This is a genomic window from Bradyrhizobium sp. LTSP857 (assembly GCF_000938285.1).
In the GTDB taxonomy this organism is placed as follows: domain Bacteria; phylum Pseudomonadota; class Alphaproteobacteria; order Rhizobiales; family Xanthobacteraceae; genus Bradyrhizobium.
Genome location: NZ_JYMS01000019.1, coordinates 149,144 through 167,585 on the forward strand (window position 1 = coordinate 149,144; position 18,442 = coordinate 167,585).

An 18,442-nucleotide genomic window follows, 5' to 3' on the forward strand; every position below is an offset into this window, starting at 1 on the left:
TGTCTCGATTGTTTTTGGCCGACGCGGCCGCAATTCAATACGATTTGGCAGGTCGCTTCAACAGAAAGCCCCTGCGACGGCGTCGCAGGGGCTGCTTCTTTAGTAGTCAGGACCGCCCGAGATCGTCGTCTGCGACTGCTGGAAGGTCGAACTATCTTGGATTTCTTCTCGATATTCGAACTATTTTGAGTTGCGCGCCCCTAATGGCTCAGTTCGCTCGAGATGATGTCGCCAAACAGCTCCCAGGTCCGGCCCTTGAACCGCATCATCTTGAGCTGCTCGATCGGAGCGAAATTGTCCGGCGCGGTGTTGATCTTGATCCCGGGCAGCAGCGTATCGGGCGCGAAATCCTTCAGGCTGGCCGCCTGTTTCATGATGTTGTCGCGGGTGAGGTCGTCGCCGCACATTTGCAGCACCTTCACCATCGTCTGCGCGGCGGCATAGCCGAACACCACGCCGGCATCGAGCTTGTTGGCCTTTGGGGCATATTGCGCGAGGAAGTTATAGAACTTCTTCATGCCATCATCGGCGTTCCATTGCGGGTCGGAGCCGTCCTTGGTGTAGCTCGCCGACAGGATGCCTTGCGAGATTTCGTAGCCCGCCGGCTCGATCACGCCGCCGACCGAGGCCGAGACGTTGGAGATGATGTGCATGGGATGCCAGTTGATCTCGGCCGCCTTCTTGATCGCTTGCGCCGCGAATTTCGGCGTGGTGATGCTGATGAAGACGTCGGCGCCCGCGGCCTTCAGCTTCACGACGTGCTCGTCGACCGCAGGCTCCGACGTGTCGTAGCTCTCTTCCAGCACGATCATCGAGGCCTTGGCGCCGAGGCCGTCCCGCAAGCCTTTCAGATAGTCCTTGCCGAAATCGTCGTTCTGGTAGAGCACGCCGATCTTCGCGTCCGGCTTCTCCTTCATGATGTACTTGGCGTAGATTTTCGCCTCGCTCGCGTAGTTCGGCTGCCAGCCCATGGTCCACGGATATTGCTTCGGATCGTTCCACTTCGAGGCGCCGCTCGCCACGAACAGTTGCGGCACCTTCTTCTCGTTCATGTATTTGCGGATCGCGCCGTTGGTGGAGGTGCCGAGCGATCCGAAGATCAAGAGCACGCCGTCGCTCTCGACCAGCTTGCGGGCCTGCTCCACCGTCTTCGGCGGCGAATAGGCGTCGTCATAGGAGATGAACTTGACCTTGCGGCCGTTGATGCCGCCCTCGGCGTTGACCTTGTTGAAATAGGCGTCCTCGGTCTGGCCGATCACGGCGTAGGCGGAAGCCGGGCCGCTATAGGGCATGATGTTGCCGATTCTGATCTCGGTATCGGTCGCGCCGCTGTCGTATTTCTTTTGCGCCAGCGCGGGGTTGCTTGTCGCAGTGCACAAAGCGAATGCGGCCAAAAGGGTCGCAACCTGAAAACGAACACCAGTCATTGTTCTCCTGCCCCGAGCTGGATCGGCGCCGCATTGAACAAGATTGACGCACGACGTCAACAAAAAGCCCCCGCGATCGCGCGCGGGGGCTTTTCGACCTTGGACTATAACGTCAGCGCATTATTCCGGAGCGACGTCGCCGTTCAGGATCTCGCCGAACTGTTCCCATTTCTCGCCCTTGAAGCGCTGCATCTGGAGCTGGCTGATCGGGGCGAAATCGCTTGGGCCGGTATTGATCTTGACGCCGGGCAGCAGCGTGTCCGGCGTGAAGTCCTTCAGGCTCGCCGCCTGCTTCATCAGATTGGCGCGGGTGAGATCGTCGCCGCACTGCTCGAGCGCCTTGGCCAGCGTCTGCGCGGCACCGTAGCCGTAGACGACGCTGGAATCGGTCTTGTCAGCGCCAGGCATGTACTTGTCGAGGAACTCCACCCACTTCTTCATGGCGGGATCGTCGGTCCAGCGCGGATCGGCGCCGTCCTTGGCATAGGCCGCCGACAGCACGCCCTGAGCGGCCTCGAAGCCTGCCGGCTTCATCACGCTGCCGACCGAGGCCGACACGTTGGTGATGATCTGGAGCGGCTTCCAGCCGAGCTCGGCGGTCTTCTTGATGGTCTGGGCGCCGAACTTCGGCGTCGTGTAGATCAGGAGCACGTCGGGATTGGCGGCCTTGATCTTGACGATGTGGCCGTCGATCGACGGCTCGGACACCTCATAGCTCTCCTCCATGATGATCATGGATGAGGCCTTGGCGCCAAAACCATCCTTGGTGCCCTTGAGGTAGTCTTTGCCGAAATCGTCGTTCTGGTAGAGGATCGCGACCTTGGCGTCCGGCTTCTCCTTGATCAGCCATTTCGCGTAGATCTGCGCTTCGCTCTGGTAGGAGGGCTGCCAGCCCATGGTCCAGGGGAAGGCCTTCGGGTCGTTCCACTTGGTGGCGCCGGTGGCGACGAACAGCTGCGGGATCTTCTTGGAGTTGAGGTATTTCTGGATCGCGCTGTTCGAGGGCGTGCCGAGCGGGTTGAACACGGCGAGCACCTCGTCGCTCTCGACCAGCTTGCGGACCTGCTCGACCGCCTTCGGCGGCGAATAGCCGTCGTCATAGGTGACGTAGGTGATCTTGCGTCCGTTGATGCCGCCCTTGTCGTTGATCATCTTGAAATAGGCTTCTTCGGTCTTGCCGATGATGCCATAGGCCGACGCCGGACCGCTGTACGGCATGATGTTGCCGATCTTGATCTCGGTATCGGACGCGCCGGTGTCGTATGTCTTCTGAGCGAGTGCTGCGCCGGAGGTGAGGGTCGCGACCGCCGTTACAAGTGCGGTGGTTCGCAGTATTCTTCCAAGAAACAATTTGGTCTCCTTGTTTATAAGAGGTTTCAGTTCTTTCTGAGCTTTCCGGCGAGTTGCTGGCCCAGGATTGCGATTTGCCTTGCGCCATGCGGCACGAGGTAGATGACGGCGAACAGGAGCACGCCGAACACGGCGCCGGAGAGGCCCTTCGAGATGCCCTCCGCGATGTTCGGCACGAAGATGATGAAGGCGGCGCCGACGATCGAGCCGGGCAGCCAGCCCACGCCGCCGACGACCATGCCGAGGAACAGCTGGATCGCAAGCGTGATGGTGAAGCTGTCGGGCGCGACGAACTGCACCGCGATCGCGCTCAGGCCGCCGGCGATGCCGGTGATGGCGGCGGAGACGCCGAAGGCGAGCGTCTTGTAGAGTGCGACGTTGACGCCCATGGCGGAGGCCGCGATCTCGTTGTCGCGGATCGCCATGAAGGCGCGGCCCGAGCGGGAGCGCAGCAGGTTGACCGAGAAGATGTAGATCGCGATCACGACGACGAGCGTGAAGTAGTAGAGCCACATGTCCTGCGACATCGGCAACCCGAACGGCGCGTCCGGCTTGGTGACGACGAGGCCCTGCACGCCGCCGGTCCAGTGCTCGAGGAAGTTCAGCTTCAGCAGCTGCGGCATGGCGGTGGCGAGTGCGAAGGTCGCGAGCGCCAGATACACGCCGGACAATCGCAGCGCCGGCTGGCCGAACAGGAAGCCCGCGCCGAAGCAGACCACGGCCGCGACCGGCAGGCAGAGGAAATAGGGGACGTTGAACTGCTCCATCATCACCGCGGTGACGTAGGCGCCGATGCCGTAGAACGCGCTCTGGCCGAGCGAGAACTGGCCCGAGCCGCCGGTCAGGATGTTCAGCGCCAGCACGGCGAGACCCAGATACAGCAACTGGGTCAACTGGAAGATGACGAAGTTCTTCGCAAACAGCGGCACGGCGATGAGAAGCAGCAGCACCAGCAGCGAGGTGCCGGTGCCCAGCGTCATGGCCCGCTTCGGAACCGCCTCGACCGCCTCGTGGCCTTCGGCGACGACTTCTTCTGCTGCGCTCATGATCAAACTCGCTTGACGATGTGCCGGCCGAACAGACCAGCGGGTTTGACGACCAGGACGGAGATGATCAGCGCGAGCGCGATCGGGAGTTTCAGCTCATTGCCGACGCCGGGGATGTAGGTGCCGGCGAGGTTCTCGAAGATGCCGACCAGGAAGCCGCCGACCACGGCGCCGAACGGGCTGGTCAGTCCGCCGAGCACCGCGGCGGCAAAGCCGTAGATCAGCACACCGCCCATCATGTTGGGCTCGAGGAACACGACAGGCGCAATCAGCATGCCGGCGATGGCGCCGATGGCGGACGCCATGCCCCAGCCGAGCGCGATCATCCAGCTCGTATTGATGCCGACCAGGCGGGCCGATTCAGGCACCGAGGCGGCCGCCCGCATGGCGAGACCGATCCGCGTGTACTGGAAGAAGAAATAGAGTGCGATCAGCAGCAGCACGGTGACGCCGATCATACCGGCCTGGTGGGTCGAGATCAGCTGGCTGCCGAGGAACGGCGAGGAGCCGAACGGAGTCGGATACTGCTTGATGGTGAAGTCCCAGATCAGGCCGGCCGAGGAGTTGATGATCGCATAGAGCGCGATGAAGCCGGCGACATTGGTCAGCACCGGCGCCTTGGCGAGCGGCTTGAACAGGATGCGCTCGATCGCGATGCCGCCGACAAAGGAGAGCGCCAGCGCGATGATGAACGCGCCCCAATAGGGGATGCCCCATTGCATCAACTGCCAGGAGATGAAGGTCGAGAACATCGCCATCTCGCCCTGCGCGAAGTTGAGATGGTCGATCGCCTGATAGATCATGACCACGGCGAGCGCCATGCAGGCATAGATCGCGCCGGTGGCAATCCCAGCCAGGACTTGGTTGGTGAAAAGCTCCATCGTGCCGGCTCCTCAGTAACCCAGATAGGATTTGCGGATTTCTTCGTTGTTCGCGATGTCCTTGGCATTGCCCGACATCACGATACGGCCGGTCTCGATCACATAGGCCTGGTCGGCGAGCTCGAGCGCGAGCTGGGCGTTCTGCTCGACCACCAGGATCGACACCTTGTCCTCGCGATTGATCTTGCCGAGGATGCCGAACAGGTCGCGCACGACGAGTGGCGCGAGGCCAAAGGAGGGCTCGTCCAGCAGCATCAGGCGCGGCCGCAGCATCAGCGCACGCGCGACCGCGAGCATCTGCTGCTCGCCGCCGGAGAGCGTGCCGGCCTGCTGGGTGTGCCGCTGCTTCAAAACCGGAAAATGCGCGTACATGCGCTCGATGTCGGAGACGATGCCGGCATTGTCCTTGCGGGTGATGGCACCGAGCTGGAGATTTTCCTCCACCGTCATCGTGGTGAAGGTGCCGCGGCCCTGCGGCACATGGGCGATGCCGAACCGCACGATGCTTTCGGTGGAGCGGTTGTTGAGCGGCTTGCCGTCGAACTCGATGCCGCCGGTGGAGCGCACCATGTTGCAGATCGCGCGCAGCGTCGTGGTCTTGCCGGCGCCGTTGGCCCCGAGCAGCGTCGTCAGCGAGCCCTCGCTGAGCGAGAAGGACAGGCCATGGAGCGCCTGGACCTGGCCGTAATAGGCACGCAGGTCCTTGACGTTGAGCAGCGTCGTCATTGGTCCTTGCTCCCGAGATAGGCCTTGATGACGTCGGGGTCGACCTGCACCTGGGCCGGCGTGCCTTCCGCGAGCTTCTTGCCGAAATTCAGCGCGACGACGTGGTCGGCAATCGACATCACGAGGCCCATGTGGTGCTCGACCAGCAGCACGGTCATGTTGCGCTCGTCGCGGATGCGGCGGATGAGGTCGCCGAGCACATAGACTTCCTCGTGGTTGAGGCCGCCGGCAGGCTCGTCGAGCAACAGGATCTTCGGGTCGGCTGCGAGCGCACGCGCCAATTCGACGCGCTTCTGCGTGCCGAAGGGCAGCCCGGACACGACGTTGTGGGCGACCTCCTCGAGTTTGAGATAGCCGAGGATCTCATGCACCTTCTTGTTGACGCTGGCCTCGCTGCGCCGGACCCAGGCGAGCCTGAGGGAGTCGCTGATGATGTCGCTGGAGGTCTTCGAATGGGCGCCGACCCGCACGTTGTCCATCACCGAGAGGTTCGGAAACAGGGCCACGTTCTGGAAAGTACGGCCGATCCCGATCTCGGCGATCCGGTGCGGAGACCGTTTCAAAATGCTCGCGCCCTCCATCAGGATATCGCCGGAGGACGGCTGGTAGAGCCGGGAGAGGCAGTTGAAGAGCGTGGTCTTGCCGGCGCCGTTGGGGCCGATCAAACCGAGGATCTGGCCCTTGTGCATGTCAAACGACACACCGTTGAGCGCGACGATGCCGCCGAACACGACGCTGACGTCGCGAACCGCGAGCAGAGGCGATGTCCCCTGCGCGAGCTGTGCCTGCGTCATCTCGTCTCGCCCACACCGTTTTGTGGGCGAAGGGGCGATGTGAACCGCTCCTGATGATGACTAAGGCTATCTGATCCCCTCGGCCACACGCGCAACTTTTCCTCCTGATTTCAGCTTTTTGCTGTCGTCTTTTTTGGATAGCGGCATCAGACCCCCCAGTGCCGCTTCGATGTTCCTTACCATCGCAAGCAGACGCGGTCCAATGTCGTTGATCAATCGCTCTTCCGTGAAGCGGAATGCGGGCGCGCCGCAATTGAATGCGTAAGGCCCGGTTCCGTCATTGAGCTTGAGCGCGACGCCGGCCGCGCCGATGTCGTCGTGCCAGTCGCCGACCGAAATCGCAAAACCGTGTTTGGCGACGGTCTCGCCGGAACGTTCCAGCCCATCGCGCATCTTGGGCCAGCGGCTGCCGTAATGTTCGCGCAGGACACGCGACAATTCGGCGCGATCGTCTTCGCCCAGCGCCCAGAAATAGGCGCGGCCCATCGCGCTGGTTGCAATCGGCACGCGAGAGCCGACGTCAAGTTGAACGCCGACCGTCTCGCTGCCGCGGCTCTGCCCGAAATAGATCATGCTGTGACGGTCGCGGCCGCCGATCGCGACGGCGCCACCGGTCGCGCGCATCATGTCCTCGCGAAACGGCTCGGACAAATGCCGAACGCCGAGATTGGCTAACGCCGCGTAACCGAGCGCCATTGCGGCCGGCGCCAGCTGATACTTCTCGAAGCGGGGAACCGGCGTCAGATAACCGAGCCTCGTCAACGTATAAGTCAGCCGCGACACGGTCGGCTTGGGCAGATTGGTGCGGGCCGCGATTTCCTGATTGCCGAGAAGGCCGTCGTTGGGGTGGAATGCGCGCAATACATCAAGTCCGCGGGAAAGCGCGACGACGAAATTCCGATCGGTCGCAGTCTTCTTTCCTGTACGCTTCATCCCTGATCTGCTCTTGCGCGGAGTCGTTGACAAGCCACGTGCTTCAAAATAACCCTGCCGTCAAGATGCGGAATTAAATTCCGCACCGCGAAATCGAATAAAAGCAATCCCCACCAAGGAGGGACACCGTGAGCGAAGTGGTCAAGTTAGAGCGTCATGACGAAGTCGGGATCGTCACGGTCAACAGCCCTCCGGTCAATGCGCTGAGCGCCGCAGTGCGCGGCGGTATTCTGGAGTGCATCAAGGCCGCGATCGCCGATCCCGTCATCAAGGGCATCGTGCTGACCTGCGCCGGCCGCACCTTCATCGCGGGTGCCGATATCACCGAATTCGGCAAGCCGCCGAAGTCGCCAGGCCTCAACGAGGTGCTTGCCGAGATCGAGAACTCGCCGAAGCCGGTCGTGGCCGCGATCCACGGGACCGCGCTCGGCGGCGGCCTCGAGGTCACGCTGGCCTGTCATTTCCGCGTGGCTGTTAAAGAGGCAAAGCTCGGTCTGCCCGAGGTGAAGCTCGGTCTGTTGCCGGGCGCCGGCGGCACCCAGCGCCTGCCGCGCGCGGTCGGACCGGAACTCGCGGTCAAGATGATCGTCGGTGGTGACCCGATCGGCGCAGCCGAAGCGCTCAAGAACGGCCTGATCGAGGAGATCGTCGAGGGTCCGGCCTCCGGCGGGGAAGCCTTTGTTCGCAAATTGCTCGCCGAGAAGCGCCCGCTGCGCCGCCTGCGCGACGACGATTCCAAGCTCGCAGCTGCGAAGGCCGATCGCTCGATCTTCACCAATGCGGTTGCCGCGCTGACCAAGAAGTCGCGCGGCCTGGAAGCGCCGTTCGCGGCCGCCGACGCGGTCGGCTACGCCATCGATTTTCCGTTCGACGAGGGCCTGAAGAAGGAGCGCGAGGGTTTTCTCAAGCTCGTCGCCAGCGACCAGTCCAAGGCGCAGCGCTACGCCTTCTTCGCCGAGCGCGAAGCCGCCAAGATCGCAGGCGTACCTGAGGGCACCAAGTCGCGTCCGGTCAACCGCGTCGCCATCCTCGGCGCGGGCACCATGGGCGGCGGCATCGCGATGTCTTTTGCCAATGCCGGCGTTCCCGTCACCCTGATCGAGACCGGCGAGGAGCAGCTCAAGCGCGGCCTCGGCATCATGCAGAAGAACTGGGAAGCAACTGCCGCGCGCGGTGGCATTCCCGCTGACGCACCGGCCAAGCGCATGGCGCTGATCACCGGCGTCGTCGGCATCGAGAACGTCGGTGATGCTGACCTGGTGATCGAAGCCGTGTTCGAAACCATGGCGGTGAAGAAAGAAGTGTTCGGCAAGCTCGACCAATACGTCAAGCCGGGCGCGGTGCTCGCCTCGAACACGTCCTATCTCAACATCGACGAGATCGCGAAGGCGACCAAGCGTCCGCAGGACGTGCTCGGCATGCACTTCTTCTCGCCGGCCAACGTCATGAAGCTGTGCGAGATCGTCCGCGCCGACAAGACCGCGCCGGACGCGCTGGTGACTGCCGTGACAATCGCGCGCAAGATCGCGAAGGTGCCGGCCGTGGTCGGTGTCTGCGACGGCTTTGTCGGCAACCGCATGCTGGCCCAGCGCGGCAAGCAGTCCGAAAAGCTGCTGTTCGAAGGTGCGCTGCCGCAGCAGGTCGACGCTGTCGTGACAAAATTCGGCATGCCGATGGGTCCGTTCGCGATGGGCGATCTCGCCGGCCTCGACATCGGCTGGCGCTCGCGGAAAGATCGCGGCATCAAGTCGGAGATCGCGGACGCACTGTGCGAAGCCGGCCGCTTCGGCCAGAAGACCGGCAAGGGCTACTACAAGTACGAAGCCGGCTCCCGCTCGGCGCTGCCCGACCCCGAGGTCGAGAAGCTGATCGACGAGACGCTGCTGCGCTTGGGGCGCAAGAAGCGCGTCGTCAGCGACGACGAGATCCTCGAGCGCATGATGTATCCAATGATCAACGAGGGCGCGAAAATTTTGGAAGAAGGCATCGCGGCGCGCCCGTCCGACATCGACGTGGTCTGGCTCTATGGCTACGGCTGGCCGATCTACCGCGGCGGCCCGATGTTCTGGGCTGATACCGTCGGCCTCAAGCACATCGCCGATCGTCTGTCGTTCTATGCCAAGGAAACCAACGATCCGAGCCTCGAGCCCGCGCCGCTGCTGAAGAAGCTCGCGGCGGAAGGCAAGACGTTCGCGTCGCTGGCTGCGGCGTCGAAAGCGGCTTGATCGGGATTGGCAGTGGCCGCGACCTCTTCCTCCGAGGCACACTCTCCCCGTTCCCTCCCCCCTTGCGGGGGAGGGTCAGGGAGGGGNGGTAGCCCCGGGCGAGGTCCGAGTTTGTGGCTACCCCCTTCCCCAACCCCTCCCCGCAAGGGGGAGGGGAGCCTATCCGCCGGTGCCCGCCTCACACGACACCGTCACGACCTCTTTGCAGAGTATCGACCGTTAATGACCCATCCCGGCGAACAGTTTTATCCCGAGGGCGTGCGTTGGGACGACACCATCGTCCAGGGCACGCTGCCTGACCTGCTGTCCAAGGCCGCCGCCGAGTACGGCCCGCGCATCGCGCTGGAGTTTCGCGATCGCCCGATCACCTACACCGAGCTCGCCGCGATGGCCGAGCGCGCGGCCGCAGCCTTCCTGCGCGCCGGCTACGGCAAGAACACCTCCGTCGCGCTGTTCCTCGGCAACTCGCCCGATCATCCCGTCAATTTCTTCGGCGCGCTGAAGGCCGGCGCGCGGGTCGCGCATCTGTCCCCACTGGACGGCGAGATTGCGCTGACGCACAAGGTTTCCGATTCCGGCTCGCGGGTGCTGGTCACCTCGAACCTCGCAGCGCTGTTGCCGACCGCGCTGAAGTTTCTGGAAAAGGGCCTGATCGATCGGCTGGTCGTCTGCGAGGACGACAATTGGGGCAAGGTCGGCACGCCGCAGGCCGCGATCCCGAGTGATCCCCGCATCGTGACCTTCAAGACCTTCGTCGAAGGCGCGGCGCTGCCTGCGCAATGGCCGCAGATGACGGCCGATGACGTCGCGCTGCTGCAATATACTGGCGGCACCACCGGCCTGCCCAAAGGCGCCATGCTGACACACGGCAATCTCACCTCGGCGGTGTCGATCTATGACGTCTGGGGCAAGCCGTCGCGCGCGACGCGCGGCGATGCCATCGAGCGCGTGATCTGCGTGCTGCCGCTGTTCCACATCTACGCGCTGACCGTCGTGCTGCTGTCCTCGCTCAGCCGCGGCAATCTGATCTCGATCCATCAGCGCTTCGACGTCGAGGCCGTGATGCGCGACATCGAGGTCAAGCGCGCCACTTACTTCCCGGGCGTGCCGACGATGTGGATCGCGATCGCAGCATTGCCCGATCTCGACAAGCGCGACTTCTCGTCTCTCGTCACCATCGGCTCCGGCGGCGCGCCGTTGCCGGTGGAAGTGGCAAAATTCTTCGAGCGCAAGATCGGCAAGAAGCTCAAGAGCGGTTGGGGCATGACCGAGACCTGCTCGCCCGGCACCGGCCATCCGCCGGTCGGTCCCGACAAGCCGGGTTCGATCGGCCTGATGCTCCCCGGCATCGAGCTCGACGTGGTCTTGCTGGACGACCCGACCAAGGTGCTGCCATCAGGCGAAGTCGGCGAGATCCGGATCAAGGGACCGAACGTCACCAAGGGTTATTGGAACAAGCCGAAGGAATCCGCGGAGTCCTTTGCCGACGGCCGCTTTCTCACCGGCGACATCGGCTATGTCGACACCGACGGCTATTTCTTCCTGGTCGACCGCAAGAAGGACATGATCATTTCCGGCGGCTTCAACGTCTATCCGCAGATGATCGAGCAGGCGATCTACACCGTTCCCGGCGTGCACGAGGTGATTGTGCTCGGCATTCCCGACCAGTATCGCGGCGAGGCCGCCAAGGCCTTCATCAAGCTCAAGCCGGACGCAAAGCCGTTCTCGCTCGACGAGTTGCGCGCGCAGCTGACCGGCAAGGTCGGCAAGCACGAATTGCCGGCCGAGGTCGAGTTCGTCGATGATCTGCCGCGCACGCCGGTCGGAAAGCTGTCGCGTCACGAATTGCGTCAGCAGCAGAAACCAGCACAATCCACTCCACACGCATCAGGAGGTCGCTCTTGACCGACGCCGTCATCGTTTCCACCGCCCGCACCCCGATCGGCAAGGCCTATCGCGGCATGCTCAACGCCACCGAAGGCGCGACCTTGCTCGGCCACGCCATCGGCGAGGCCGTTGCCCGCGCCAAGGTCGATCCGAAGGAGGTCGAGGACGTCGTGATGGGCGCGGCGCTCCAGCAGGGTTCGACCGGCGGCAACATCGCGCGCAAGGCGCTGCTCCGTGCTGGTTTGCCCGTCACCGTCGCCGGCACCACCATCGACCGGCAATGCGCTTCGGGCCTCCAGGCGATCGCGCTTGCCGCGCGTTCGGTGATCTTTGACGGTGTCGAGATCGCGGTCGGCGGCGGCGGCGAGTCGATCAGCCTCGTGCAGAACGACAAGATGAACGGTTTCCACGCCCAGGATCCGGCGCTGCTCAAGATCAAGGGCGAGGTCTACATGCCCATGATCGACACCGCTGAGGTCGTGGCCAAGCGCTACAACATCTCGCGCGAGAAGCAGGACGAATATTCGCTGGAAAGCCAGCGCCGCACCGCGGCAGCCCAACAGGGCGGCAAGTTCAAGGACGAGCTCGCGCCGATCACCACCAGGATGGCGGTGACCGACAAGGCGACCGGCGAAGTCTCGTTCAAGGATGTGACGCTGTCGCAGGACGAAGGCCCGCGCCCGGAGACGACCGCTGAAGGCCTCGCCGGCCTCAAGGCCGTGCGCGGCGAAGGCTTTTCGATCACCGCCGGCAATGCCAGCCAGCTCTCCGACGGCGCCAGCGCATCTGTCATCATGAGCGACAAGGAAGCTTCCAAGCGCGGCCTCAAGCCGCTTGGTATCTTCCGCGGCTTCGTCTCCGCCGGCTGCGAGCCGGACGAGATGGGCATCGGCCCGGTGTTCGCCGTGCCGCGCCTTCTGAAGCGTCACGGCCTCAAGGTCGACGACATCGATCTCTGGGAGTTGAACGAAGCCTTCGCGGTCCAGGTGCTGTATTGCCGCGACAAGCTCGGCATCGACCCCGAGAAGATCAACGTCGACGGCGGCGCGATCGCGGTCGGCCATCCCTACGGCATGTCGGGCGCGCGCCTGACCGGCCACGCTTTGATCGAAGGCCGCCGCCGCAAGGCGAAGTACGCGGTCGTCACCATGTGCGTCGGCGGCGGCATGGGCGCGGCAGGTTTGTTCGAGGTGTTGCAGTAACCGTCGTCCCGGCGAAAGCCGGGACCCATACTCCGTAGCCGGAGTTTGGGGCACGGGCGACAATGGCCCGTGCAAGAAAATGAAGATTTGTGGTTATGGGTCCCGGCCTTCGCCGGGACGACACATTCACAGGAGGATCCGATGGATCTCGCATTCACGAAGGAAGAGCAGGCGTTTCGCGAGGAAGTGCGGACATTCTTCCGCGGTAATGTGCCGCCGGACACGCGGCGCAAGCTGGTCGAAGGCCGCCACCTCTCGAAGGACGAGATGGTGACGTGGTGGCGCATCCTCAACAAGAAGGGTTGGGGCACCAGCCACTGGCCGACGCAGTATGGCGGTACCGGCTGGACGTCCGTGCAGCACTACATCTTCAACGAGGAGCTGCAGTCCTATCCGGCGCCGCAGCCGCTCGCCTTCGGCGTCAGCATGGTCGGCCCGGTCATTTACACCTTCGGCAACGAAGAGCAGAAGAAGCAGTATCTGCCCCGCATCGCCAATGTCGACGACTGGTGGTGCCAGGGCTTCTCTGAGCCCGGCTCCGGCTCCGATCTCGCTTCGCTCAAGACCAAGGCCGAGCGCAAGGGCGACAAGTGGATCATCAATGGCCAGAAGACCTGGACGACGCTGGCGCAGCACGCCGACATGATCTTCTGCCTGTGCCGTACCGATGCGAGCGCGAAGAAGCAGATGGGCATTTCCTTCATCGTGTTCTCGATGAAGTCGAAGGGCGTCACCGTGCGTCCGATCCAGACCATCGACGGCGGCGTCGAGGTCAACGAAGTGTTCTTTGACGACGTCGAGGTTCCTGTCGAGAACCTGATCGGCGAGGAGAACAAGGGCTGGGATTACGCCAAATTCCTGCTCGGCAATGAGCGCACCGGTATTGCGCGCGTCGGCGTCTCCAAGGAGCGGCTGCGTCGCATCCGCGATCTCGCCTCCAAGGTCGAGTCCGGCGGCAAGCCGATCATTCAGGACGCGGCGTTCCGCGAGAAGTTGGCTGCCTGCGAGATCGAGCTGAAGGCGCTCGAGCTGACGCAGCTCCGCGTCGTCGCCGACGAAGGCAAGCACGGCAAGGGCAAGCCCAATCCGGCGTCATCGGTGCTGAAGATCAAGGGCTCCGAGATCCAGCAGACCACCACCGAGCTCTTGATGGAAGTGATCGGCCCGTTCGCAGCACCCTACGATGTGCACGGCGACGACGGCTCGAACGAAGCCATGGAGTGGACTGCCCAGATCGCGCCGAGCTATTTCAACAACCGCAAGGTCTCGATCTACGGCGGCTCCAACGAGATCCAGCGCAACATCATCGCCAAGGCGGTGCTGGGGCTGTGACGCAACAATGACGGTGTCGTCCTCCGCCTTGTGCGCAATTGCGCACTGGGCGGGGGACCCAGTACGCCGCGGCGGACGTGATGATCACAGACGGCTGCGTTTACTGGATCCCCGCCTTCGCGGGGATGACTTCTGAGGGGTAAGGCGACGGCAGGGCAATTCCCGCCGATTTGGAGAGAAACATGGATTTTGATTTGACCGAGGAGCAGCGGCTTCTCAAGGACAGCATCGACGGCCTGCTGACCGATTCCTACGATTTCGAGAGCCGCAAGAAGTACATGAAGGAGAAGGGCGGCTGGAGCAAAGCCGTCTGGGGCAAGCTCGCGGAGCAGGGCCTGCTCGGACTTCCGTTCAGCGAGGCCGATGGCGGCTTCGGCGGCGGCGGCGTCGAGACCATGATCGTCATGGAAGCGCTCGGCAAGGCGCTGGTGCTCGAGCCTTATCTGGCAACGGTGGTGATCGGCGGCGGCTTCCTGCGTCATGCGGGCTCCGATGCGCAGAAGGCGGCGCACGTGCCCGGCATCGTCGACGGCAGCAAGACGCTGGCGTTTGCCCAGCTCGAGAAGAATTCGCGCTACGATCTCTTCGACGTCTCGACGACGGCAAAGAAGAAGGGCGACGGCTGGATCATCGACGGCGAAAAATTCGTCGTGCTCAACGGTGAGAATGCCGACACCCTCATCGTCACCGCCCGTACCAGGGGCGACCGCCGCGACACCAGCGGCATCGGCGTGTTCCTGGTGCCGGCGAGCGCCAAAGGCGTCACCAAGAAGTCGTACCCGACCCAGGACGGCCTGCACGCCGCCGACATCACCTTCACCGGTGTCGAGGTCGGCGCGGATGCGGTGCTCGGCAATCCCGAGGACGGTCTCGCGTTGATCGAGCGCGTGGTGGACGAAGCCCGCGTCGCGCTCTGCGCCGAGGCGGTCGGCTTGATGGACGAGTCGCTCAAGACCACGGTCGAGTACATCAAGACGCGCAAGCAGTTTGGTGTGGCGATCGGTTCGTTCCAGTCGCTCCAGCACCGCGCCTCCGACATGTTCGTCGCCGCCGAGCAGGCTCGCTCGATGTCGATGTTCGCGACTATGGCGGGTGATTTTGAGGACGCCAAGGAGCGTTCGAATGCGATCGCCGCGGCCAAGGTGCAGATCGGCAAGTCGCTGAAGTTCGTCGGCCAGCAGGCGATCCAGCTCCACGGCGGCATCGGCATGACCATGGAGGCGAAGATCGGCCACTACTTCAAGCGCCTCACCATGATCGAGAACAGCTTTGGCGACACCGACTACCACCAGCGCCGCGTCGCGGATGGTGGTGGGTTGATTTAGCCACACGAATGACTGTCATCCCCCGCGAAAGCGGGGGATCCAGTACGCCGCGGCTCCTCGGTTCTAGCCGCGCCGCCTCTGGAATACTGGATCGCCCGCCCCAGTGCGCAAGTGCGCACAAGGCGGGCGATGACACCGAACGAGCAGACGCAGCGAGGCAACAACAATGAAAAACACCCCGTTCGATCTCACCGGAAAAGTCGCCGTGGTCACCGGCTCCAGCCGCGGCATCGGCCGCTCCTCCGCCGAACTGCTGGCAAAGCTCGGCGCCAAGGTCGTGGTCTCATCGCGCAAGGCTGACGCCTGCAAGGAAGTCGCCGACGGCATCAATGCAGCCGGCGGCGATGCCATCGTCATCCCCTGCAACATCGCGCGCAAGGCCGAGGTCGAGGCGCTGATCTCGGGCACGACCAAGCATTACGGCAAGATCGACATCCTCGTCTGCAACGCCGCGGTGAACCCGTATTACGGCCCGCTGCTCGACATCACCGACGAGGCCTTCGACAAGATCATGGGCTCGAACGTCAAGAGCAACATCTGGCTCTCGGCGCTGGCGATCCCGCAGATGGCGGAGCGCGGAGGCGGCTCCGTCGTCATCATCTCCTCGATCGGAGGCTTGCGCGGCTCGACCGTGATCGGCGCCTACGGCATCTCCAAAGCCGCCGACTTCGCGCTGTGCCGCTCGCTCGCCGGCGAATGGGGCCCGAAAGGCGTCCGCGTCAATTGCATCGCGCCCGGCCTCGTCAAAACCGATTTCGCCCGCGCCTTGTGGGAAGACGAAGCCAACCTCAAGCGCCGCACCGCCACCACGCCGCTCCGCCGCATCGGCGAGCCCGACGAAATCGCCGGCGCGGTAGCCTACCTCGCCTCGGATGCGTCGAGTTTCATGACGGGGCAGACGATTGTGATCGATGGCGGTGTGACGACGGCAGCGGTGTAGTCGTCGCTCCTCAGCTACCGGCCGCGCTCGCTGTCGCGCTCGGCCAGCGCGCTCTCGATGGCGCGCACGACGAGCAGGGCGGATCGTTCGTCGAGATGCACGCCGTCGGCCCAGCGCAGTTCGCTCACCGGTGGATTGATCGGCAGCCAACGCCCGCGATCCGGGAAGGCCGCGTGGATGATTGCCTTGCTGATCCTGACCATGCGCGAATCCTCGATCTCCGCTGCGAACGGAAGCTCGAGCAGGAAGGCGCGTGATCCCCGCCGCTCGATGTCGTCGATAAGCTCCTTGATGCGGGCCACATTCACCCGCGCGGGCGCGGTGGGGTCGTCGTCATTCATCTGTTCGACGGCACGATCGAGATAGACCTTGTTGTCGAACGTGCTCGGCAACTCGCGGAGCAGGCGATCCCGCTCGGCGCGCGCTTCTGCAGGATTCGGCGGCTTATGATTCCACGTCTCGTAGGCGGCAATCGCCGTTCGCACCGGGCGCAGGAACAGCGCCTCGGTGCGCGCGCCACCCGAGAATTTGGCGATCAGAGTGTCGTCGGGCAAACGCGTGAGAACATTGGTCTCGATCAGGACGACCTTCGGCAAGTTTTTCTGCTTCGCGACGATGTCCAGGCTGGTCATCGGCGAACCGCCAGGCAGTGCGAGATTGCGGACGCCGGGACGCGAGAAATATTCCTCCTTGAGACGCCAGGTGACCGAGCTGCCGACCAGCACGAGGTCAGGCACGCGCTCTCTGACATAGCGGTTGAGAGTGACGATGGTGCCGTCGCGGGTCGTGACGGTCGGCTGCTGGAGTGGGGAGCCGAACCGGGCGGTGGCAAGGCCGCAGGCCAGCAGCAGCGCCGCCGTGACGCCGGTGCATTTGATCAGCCATGGAAGCCCGGATGCCTGCCGCATCGTCAGAACTGGAAATAGATGAAGGCGGTGTCGGGCCCGGCCTCGAGATAGGCCAGCGCCGCGAGCGCGCCATAGAGATACGGCTCCCATCGCCGCAATCTGCCGTCGAAGAGCGCACCGATGCCGAGGTGCTGGATGAGGACGGGCAGGGCGTAGAGCAGGGCCATGTTGCGATACAGTTTTGTCGGGTTTGGATTGTCCGTCGGCGAGAACATGCCTGCGAGGTAACCGAGCGCGTGATCGAAGTTAGGCAGTTTGAAGAGGATCCAGAGCATCGTCACGCAGAAAAAGACGACGCCCATGCGGACGACCCGGACGAAAGACCCGGTCTCGCCCAGCATCTTCAGAAACGGCCGCTCAACGACGAGCAGCAGGCCGTGCAGCATACCCCACAACGCGTAACTCAAGCTCGCCCCGTGCCAGAGCCCGCCGAGCGTCATCACGATCATCAAATTGAGGCAGGTTCTGGCTGACCCCTTTCTGTTGCCGCCGAGCGGGATATAGAGATAGGTTCTGAGCCAAGTGGACAACGAGATGTGCCATCGTGTCCAGAACTCGGAAAACGAGACCGAGATGTAGGGCAGATTGAAGTTGACGGGCAGGCGGTAGCCGAACAGCAGCCCCAGGCCGAGCGCGATCGCCGAATAGCCGAAAAAGTCGGCATAGATCTGGTAGCTGTACAGGAACACGAGCAGCCAGCGGTCCGGTGTGGCCACGGTCTCATAGAGCGGATAGTCCATATAGGACGTCATCTCGTTGAGATTGTTCGCGACGTAGAGCTTGAAGAAGAAGCCGGTGAGTATCCACTTGGCCGCCTCCACGAAATCGACGTCGGAGAGCCGCTTGGGCACGATCTGCGGCATGAACTGGCCCGCGCGCGTGATCGGCCCCGAGACGAGCTGCGGGAAGAAGATGATGTAGAGGAAGACGTGGCGCAGAGGCGGCGGCCGCTTCTCCCGCGTCAGGTCGACCAGCAGGCTGATGTTGTGGAACACAAAGAATGAGATGCCGATTGGCAATGGCAGCCGCAGCAGGACATCCAGCAGCGCGACGGCGGTCGGGTGAACCGCGGCCGGGTCGATGAACAGGAGCTTGTATTTGAAGAACGCCAATAGCGCGAGATTGAAGACGATGCCGGCCGGCATCCAGACCGCGCGATTGTCGAAGGCTAGCACCATGCAGAGATAGGTCCCGAGCACGGCGAGGAGCAGCAACGGTAGCAGAGCGGGTTGGCCGGAGCCATAGAATACCAGGCTTGCGAGCACGAGCAGCTGGACCTGGAAACGGCGCAACGGCAGCAAATAATAGGCGCCGAACACGACCGCGACGAAGATGCCGAACTGAAGGGAAGTGAATGTCATGCCGCCCCGATTGAACCGACCCGGCATGTACCATCTTCGCTCCCGCCCTCCTAGTCTCCCGGGTTGAGTTGGATGTGCACTGCGACCCGCCTCGATGCGCCGCAA

General features: G+C 63.4%; 15 protein-coding genes. 6 read left to right on the forward strand and 9 right to left on the reverse strand.

Features of this window, described 5'->3' with window-relative positions; all coding sequences use genetic code 11:
• Window positions 1–200: 200 nt before the first annotated feature.
• The 7 genes from UP06_RS10485 to UP06_RS10515 all read right to left on the reverse strand — a co-directional run bounded on the left by UP06_RS10485 (window position 201) and on the right by UP06_RS10515 (window position 7,157).
• Window positions 201–1,427: an ABC transporter substrate-binding protein gene (locus UP06_RS10485; protein WP_045002463.1), complete on the reverse strand. Its 1,227-nt coding sequence runs from the start codon at window positions 1,425–1,427 to the stop codon at window positions 201–203.
• Window positions 1,428–1,547: 120 nt separating this feature from the next.
• Window positions 1,548–2,777: an ABC transporter substrate-binding protein gene (locus tag UP06_RS10490; protein WP_045002464.1), complete on the reverse strand. Its 1,230-nt coding sequence runs from the start codon at window positions 2,775–2,777 to the stop codon at window positions 1,548–1,550.
• Window positions 2,778–2,803: 26 nt separating this feature from the next.
• Window positions 2,804–3,823 carry a branched-chain amino acid ABC transporter permease gene (locus UP06_RS10495; protein ID WP_045002465.1) on the reverse strand — a complete coding sequence of 340 codons (1,020 nt, stop codon included), beginning with the start codon at window positions 3,821–3,823 and terminating at the stop codon, window positions 2,804–2,806.
• A gap of 2 nt (window positions 3,824–3,825) precedes the next feature.
• Complete coding sequence (locus tag UP06_RS10500; RefSeq protein ID WP_045002466.1) at window positions 3,826–4,704, reverse strand: branched-chain amino acid ABC transporter permease; 879 nt, start codon at window positions 4,702–4,704, stop codon at window positions 3,826–3,828.
• A gap of 12 nt (window positions 4,705–4,716) precedes the next feature.
• The gene (locus UP06_RS10505) at window positions 4,717–5,430 is read right to left on the reverse strand and encodes an ABC transporter ATP-binding protein (RefSeq protein ID WP_045002467.1); all 714 of its coding nucleotides are present in this window, start codon (window positions 5,428–5,430) and stop codon (window positions 4,717–4,719) included.
• Window positions 5,427–6,224 (reverse strand): ABC transporter ATP-binding protein, encoded by a 798-nt coding sequence (locus UP06_RS10510; protein WP_045002468.1) that lies wholly within the window; start codon window positions 6,222–6,224, stop codon window positions 5,427–5,429. Before UP06_RS10510 ends, UP06_RS10505 begins: the two co-directional genes overlap by 4 nt.
• Before the next feature lie 66 nt (window positions 6,225–6,290).
• Window positions 6,291–7,157 carry an IclR family transcriptional regulator gene (locus UP06_RS10515; RefSeq protein WP_045002469.1) on the reverse strand — a complete coding sequence of 289 codons (867 nt, stop codon included), beginning with the start codon at window positions 7,155–7,157 and terminating at the stop codon, window positions 6,291–6,293.
• A 128-nt stretch (window positions 7,158–7,285) separates the two neighbouring features.
• Between UP06_RS10515 and UP06_RS10520 the strand changes: the two genes are divergently transcribed.
• The 6 genes from UP06_RS10520 (at window position 7,286) to UP06_RS10545 (ending at window position 16,068) form a co-directional block, all read left to right on the forward strand.
• The gene (locus UP06_RS10520; protein WP_045002470.1) at window positions 7,286–9,382 is read left to right on the forward strand and encodes a 3-hydroxyacyl-CoA dehydrogenase NAD-binding domain-containing protein; all 2,097 of its coding nucleotides are present in this window, start codon (window positions 7,286–7,288) and stop codon (window positions 9,380–9,382) included.
• A gap of 222 nt (window positions 9,383–9,604) precedes the next feature.
• Window positions 9,605–11,287: a dicarboxylate--CoA ligase PimA gene (pimA, locus tag UP06_RS10525; protein WP_045002471.1), complete on the forward strand. Its 1,683-nt coding sequence runs from the start codon at window positions 9,605–9,607 to the stop codon at window positions 11,285–11,287.
• Window positions 11,284–12,471: an acetyl-CoA C-acyltransferase gene (locus UP06_RS10530; protein WP_045002472.1), complete on the forward strand. Its 1,188-nt coding sequence runs from the start codon at window positions 11,284–11,286 to the stop codon at window positions 12,469–12,471. Before pimA ends, UP06_RS10530 begins: the two co-directional genes overlap by 4 nt.
• Window positions 12,472–12,612: 141 nt before the next feature.
• Entirely contained in the window at window positions 12,613–13,803 is a 1,191-nt protein-coding gene (gene pimC, locus UP06_RS10535) for a pimeloyl-CoA dehydrogenase large subunit (RefSeq protein WP_045002473.1), read from the forward strand.
• 182 nt (window positions 13,804–13,985) lie between these two features.
• Window positions 13,986–15,128 carry a pimeloyl-CoA dehydrogenase small subunit gene (pimD, locus tag UP06_RS10540; RefSeq protein ID WP_045002474.1) on the forward strand — a complete coding sequence of 381 codons (1,143 nt, stop codon included), beginning with the start codon at window positions 13,986–13,988 and terminating at the stop codon, window positions 15,126–15,128.
• 166 nt (window positions 15,129–15,294) lie between these two features.
• Window positions 15,295–16,068: an SDR family NAD(P)-dependent oxidoreductase gene (locus tag UP06_RS10545; protein WP_045002475.1), complete on the forward strand. Its 774-nt coding sequence runs from the start codon at window positions 15,295–15,297 to the stop codon at window positions 16,066–16,068.
• A 14-nt stretch (window positions 16,069–16,082) separates the two neighbouring features.
• Here the strand turns inward: UP06_RS10545 and UP06_RS10550 are convergent, their stop codons facing one another.
• Both UP06_RS10550 and UP06_RS10555 read right to left on the reverse strand, forming a co-directional pair.
• Window positions 16,083–16,976, reverse strand: a complete 894-nt coding sequence (locus tag UP06_RS10550) for a hypothetical protein (protein WP_045002476.1) — start codon at window positions 16,974–16,976, stop codon at window positions 16,083–16,085.
• A gap of 2 nt (window positions 16,977–16,978) precedes the next feature.
• A complete protein-coding gene (locus tag UP06_RS10555; protein WP_045002618.1) occupies window positions 16,979–18,337 on the reverse strand; it encodes an MBOAT family O-acyltransferase in 1,359 nt (452 codons plus the stop codon).
• Window positions 18,338–18,442: the final 105 nt, after the last annotated feature.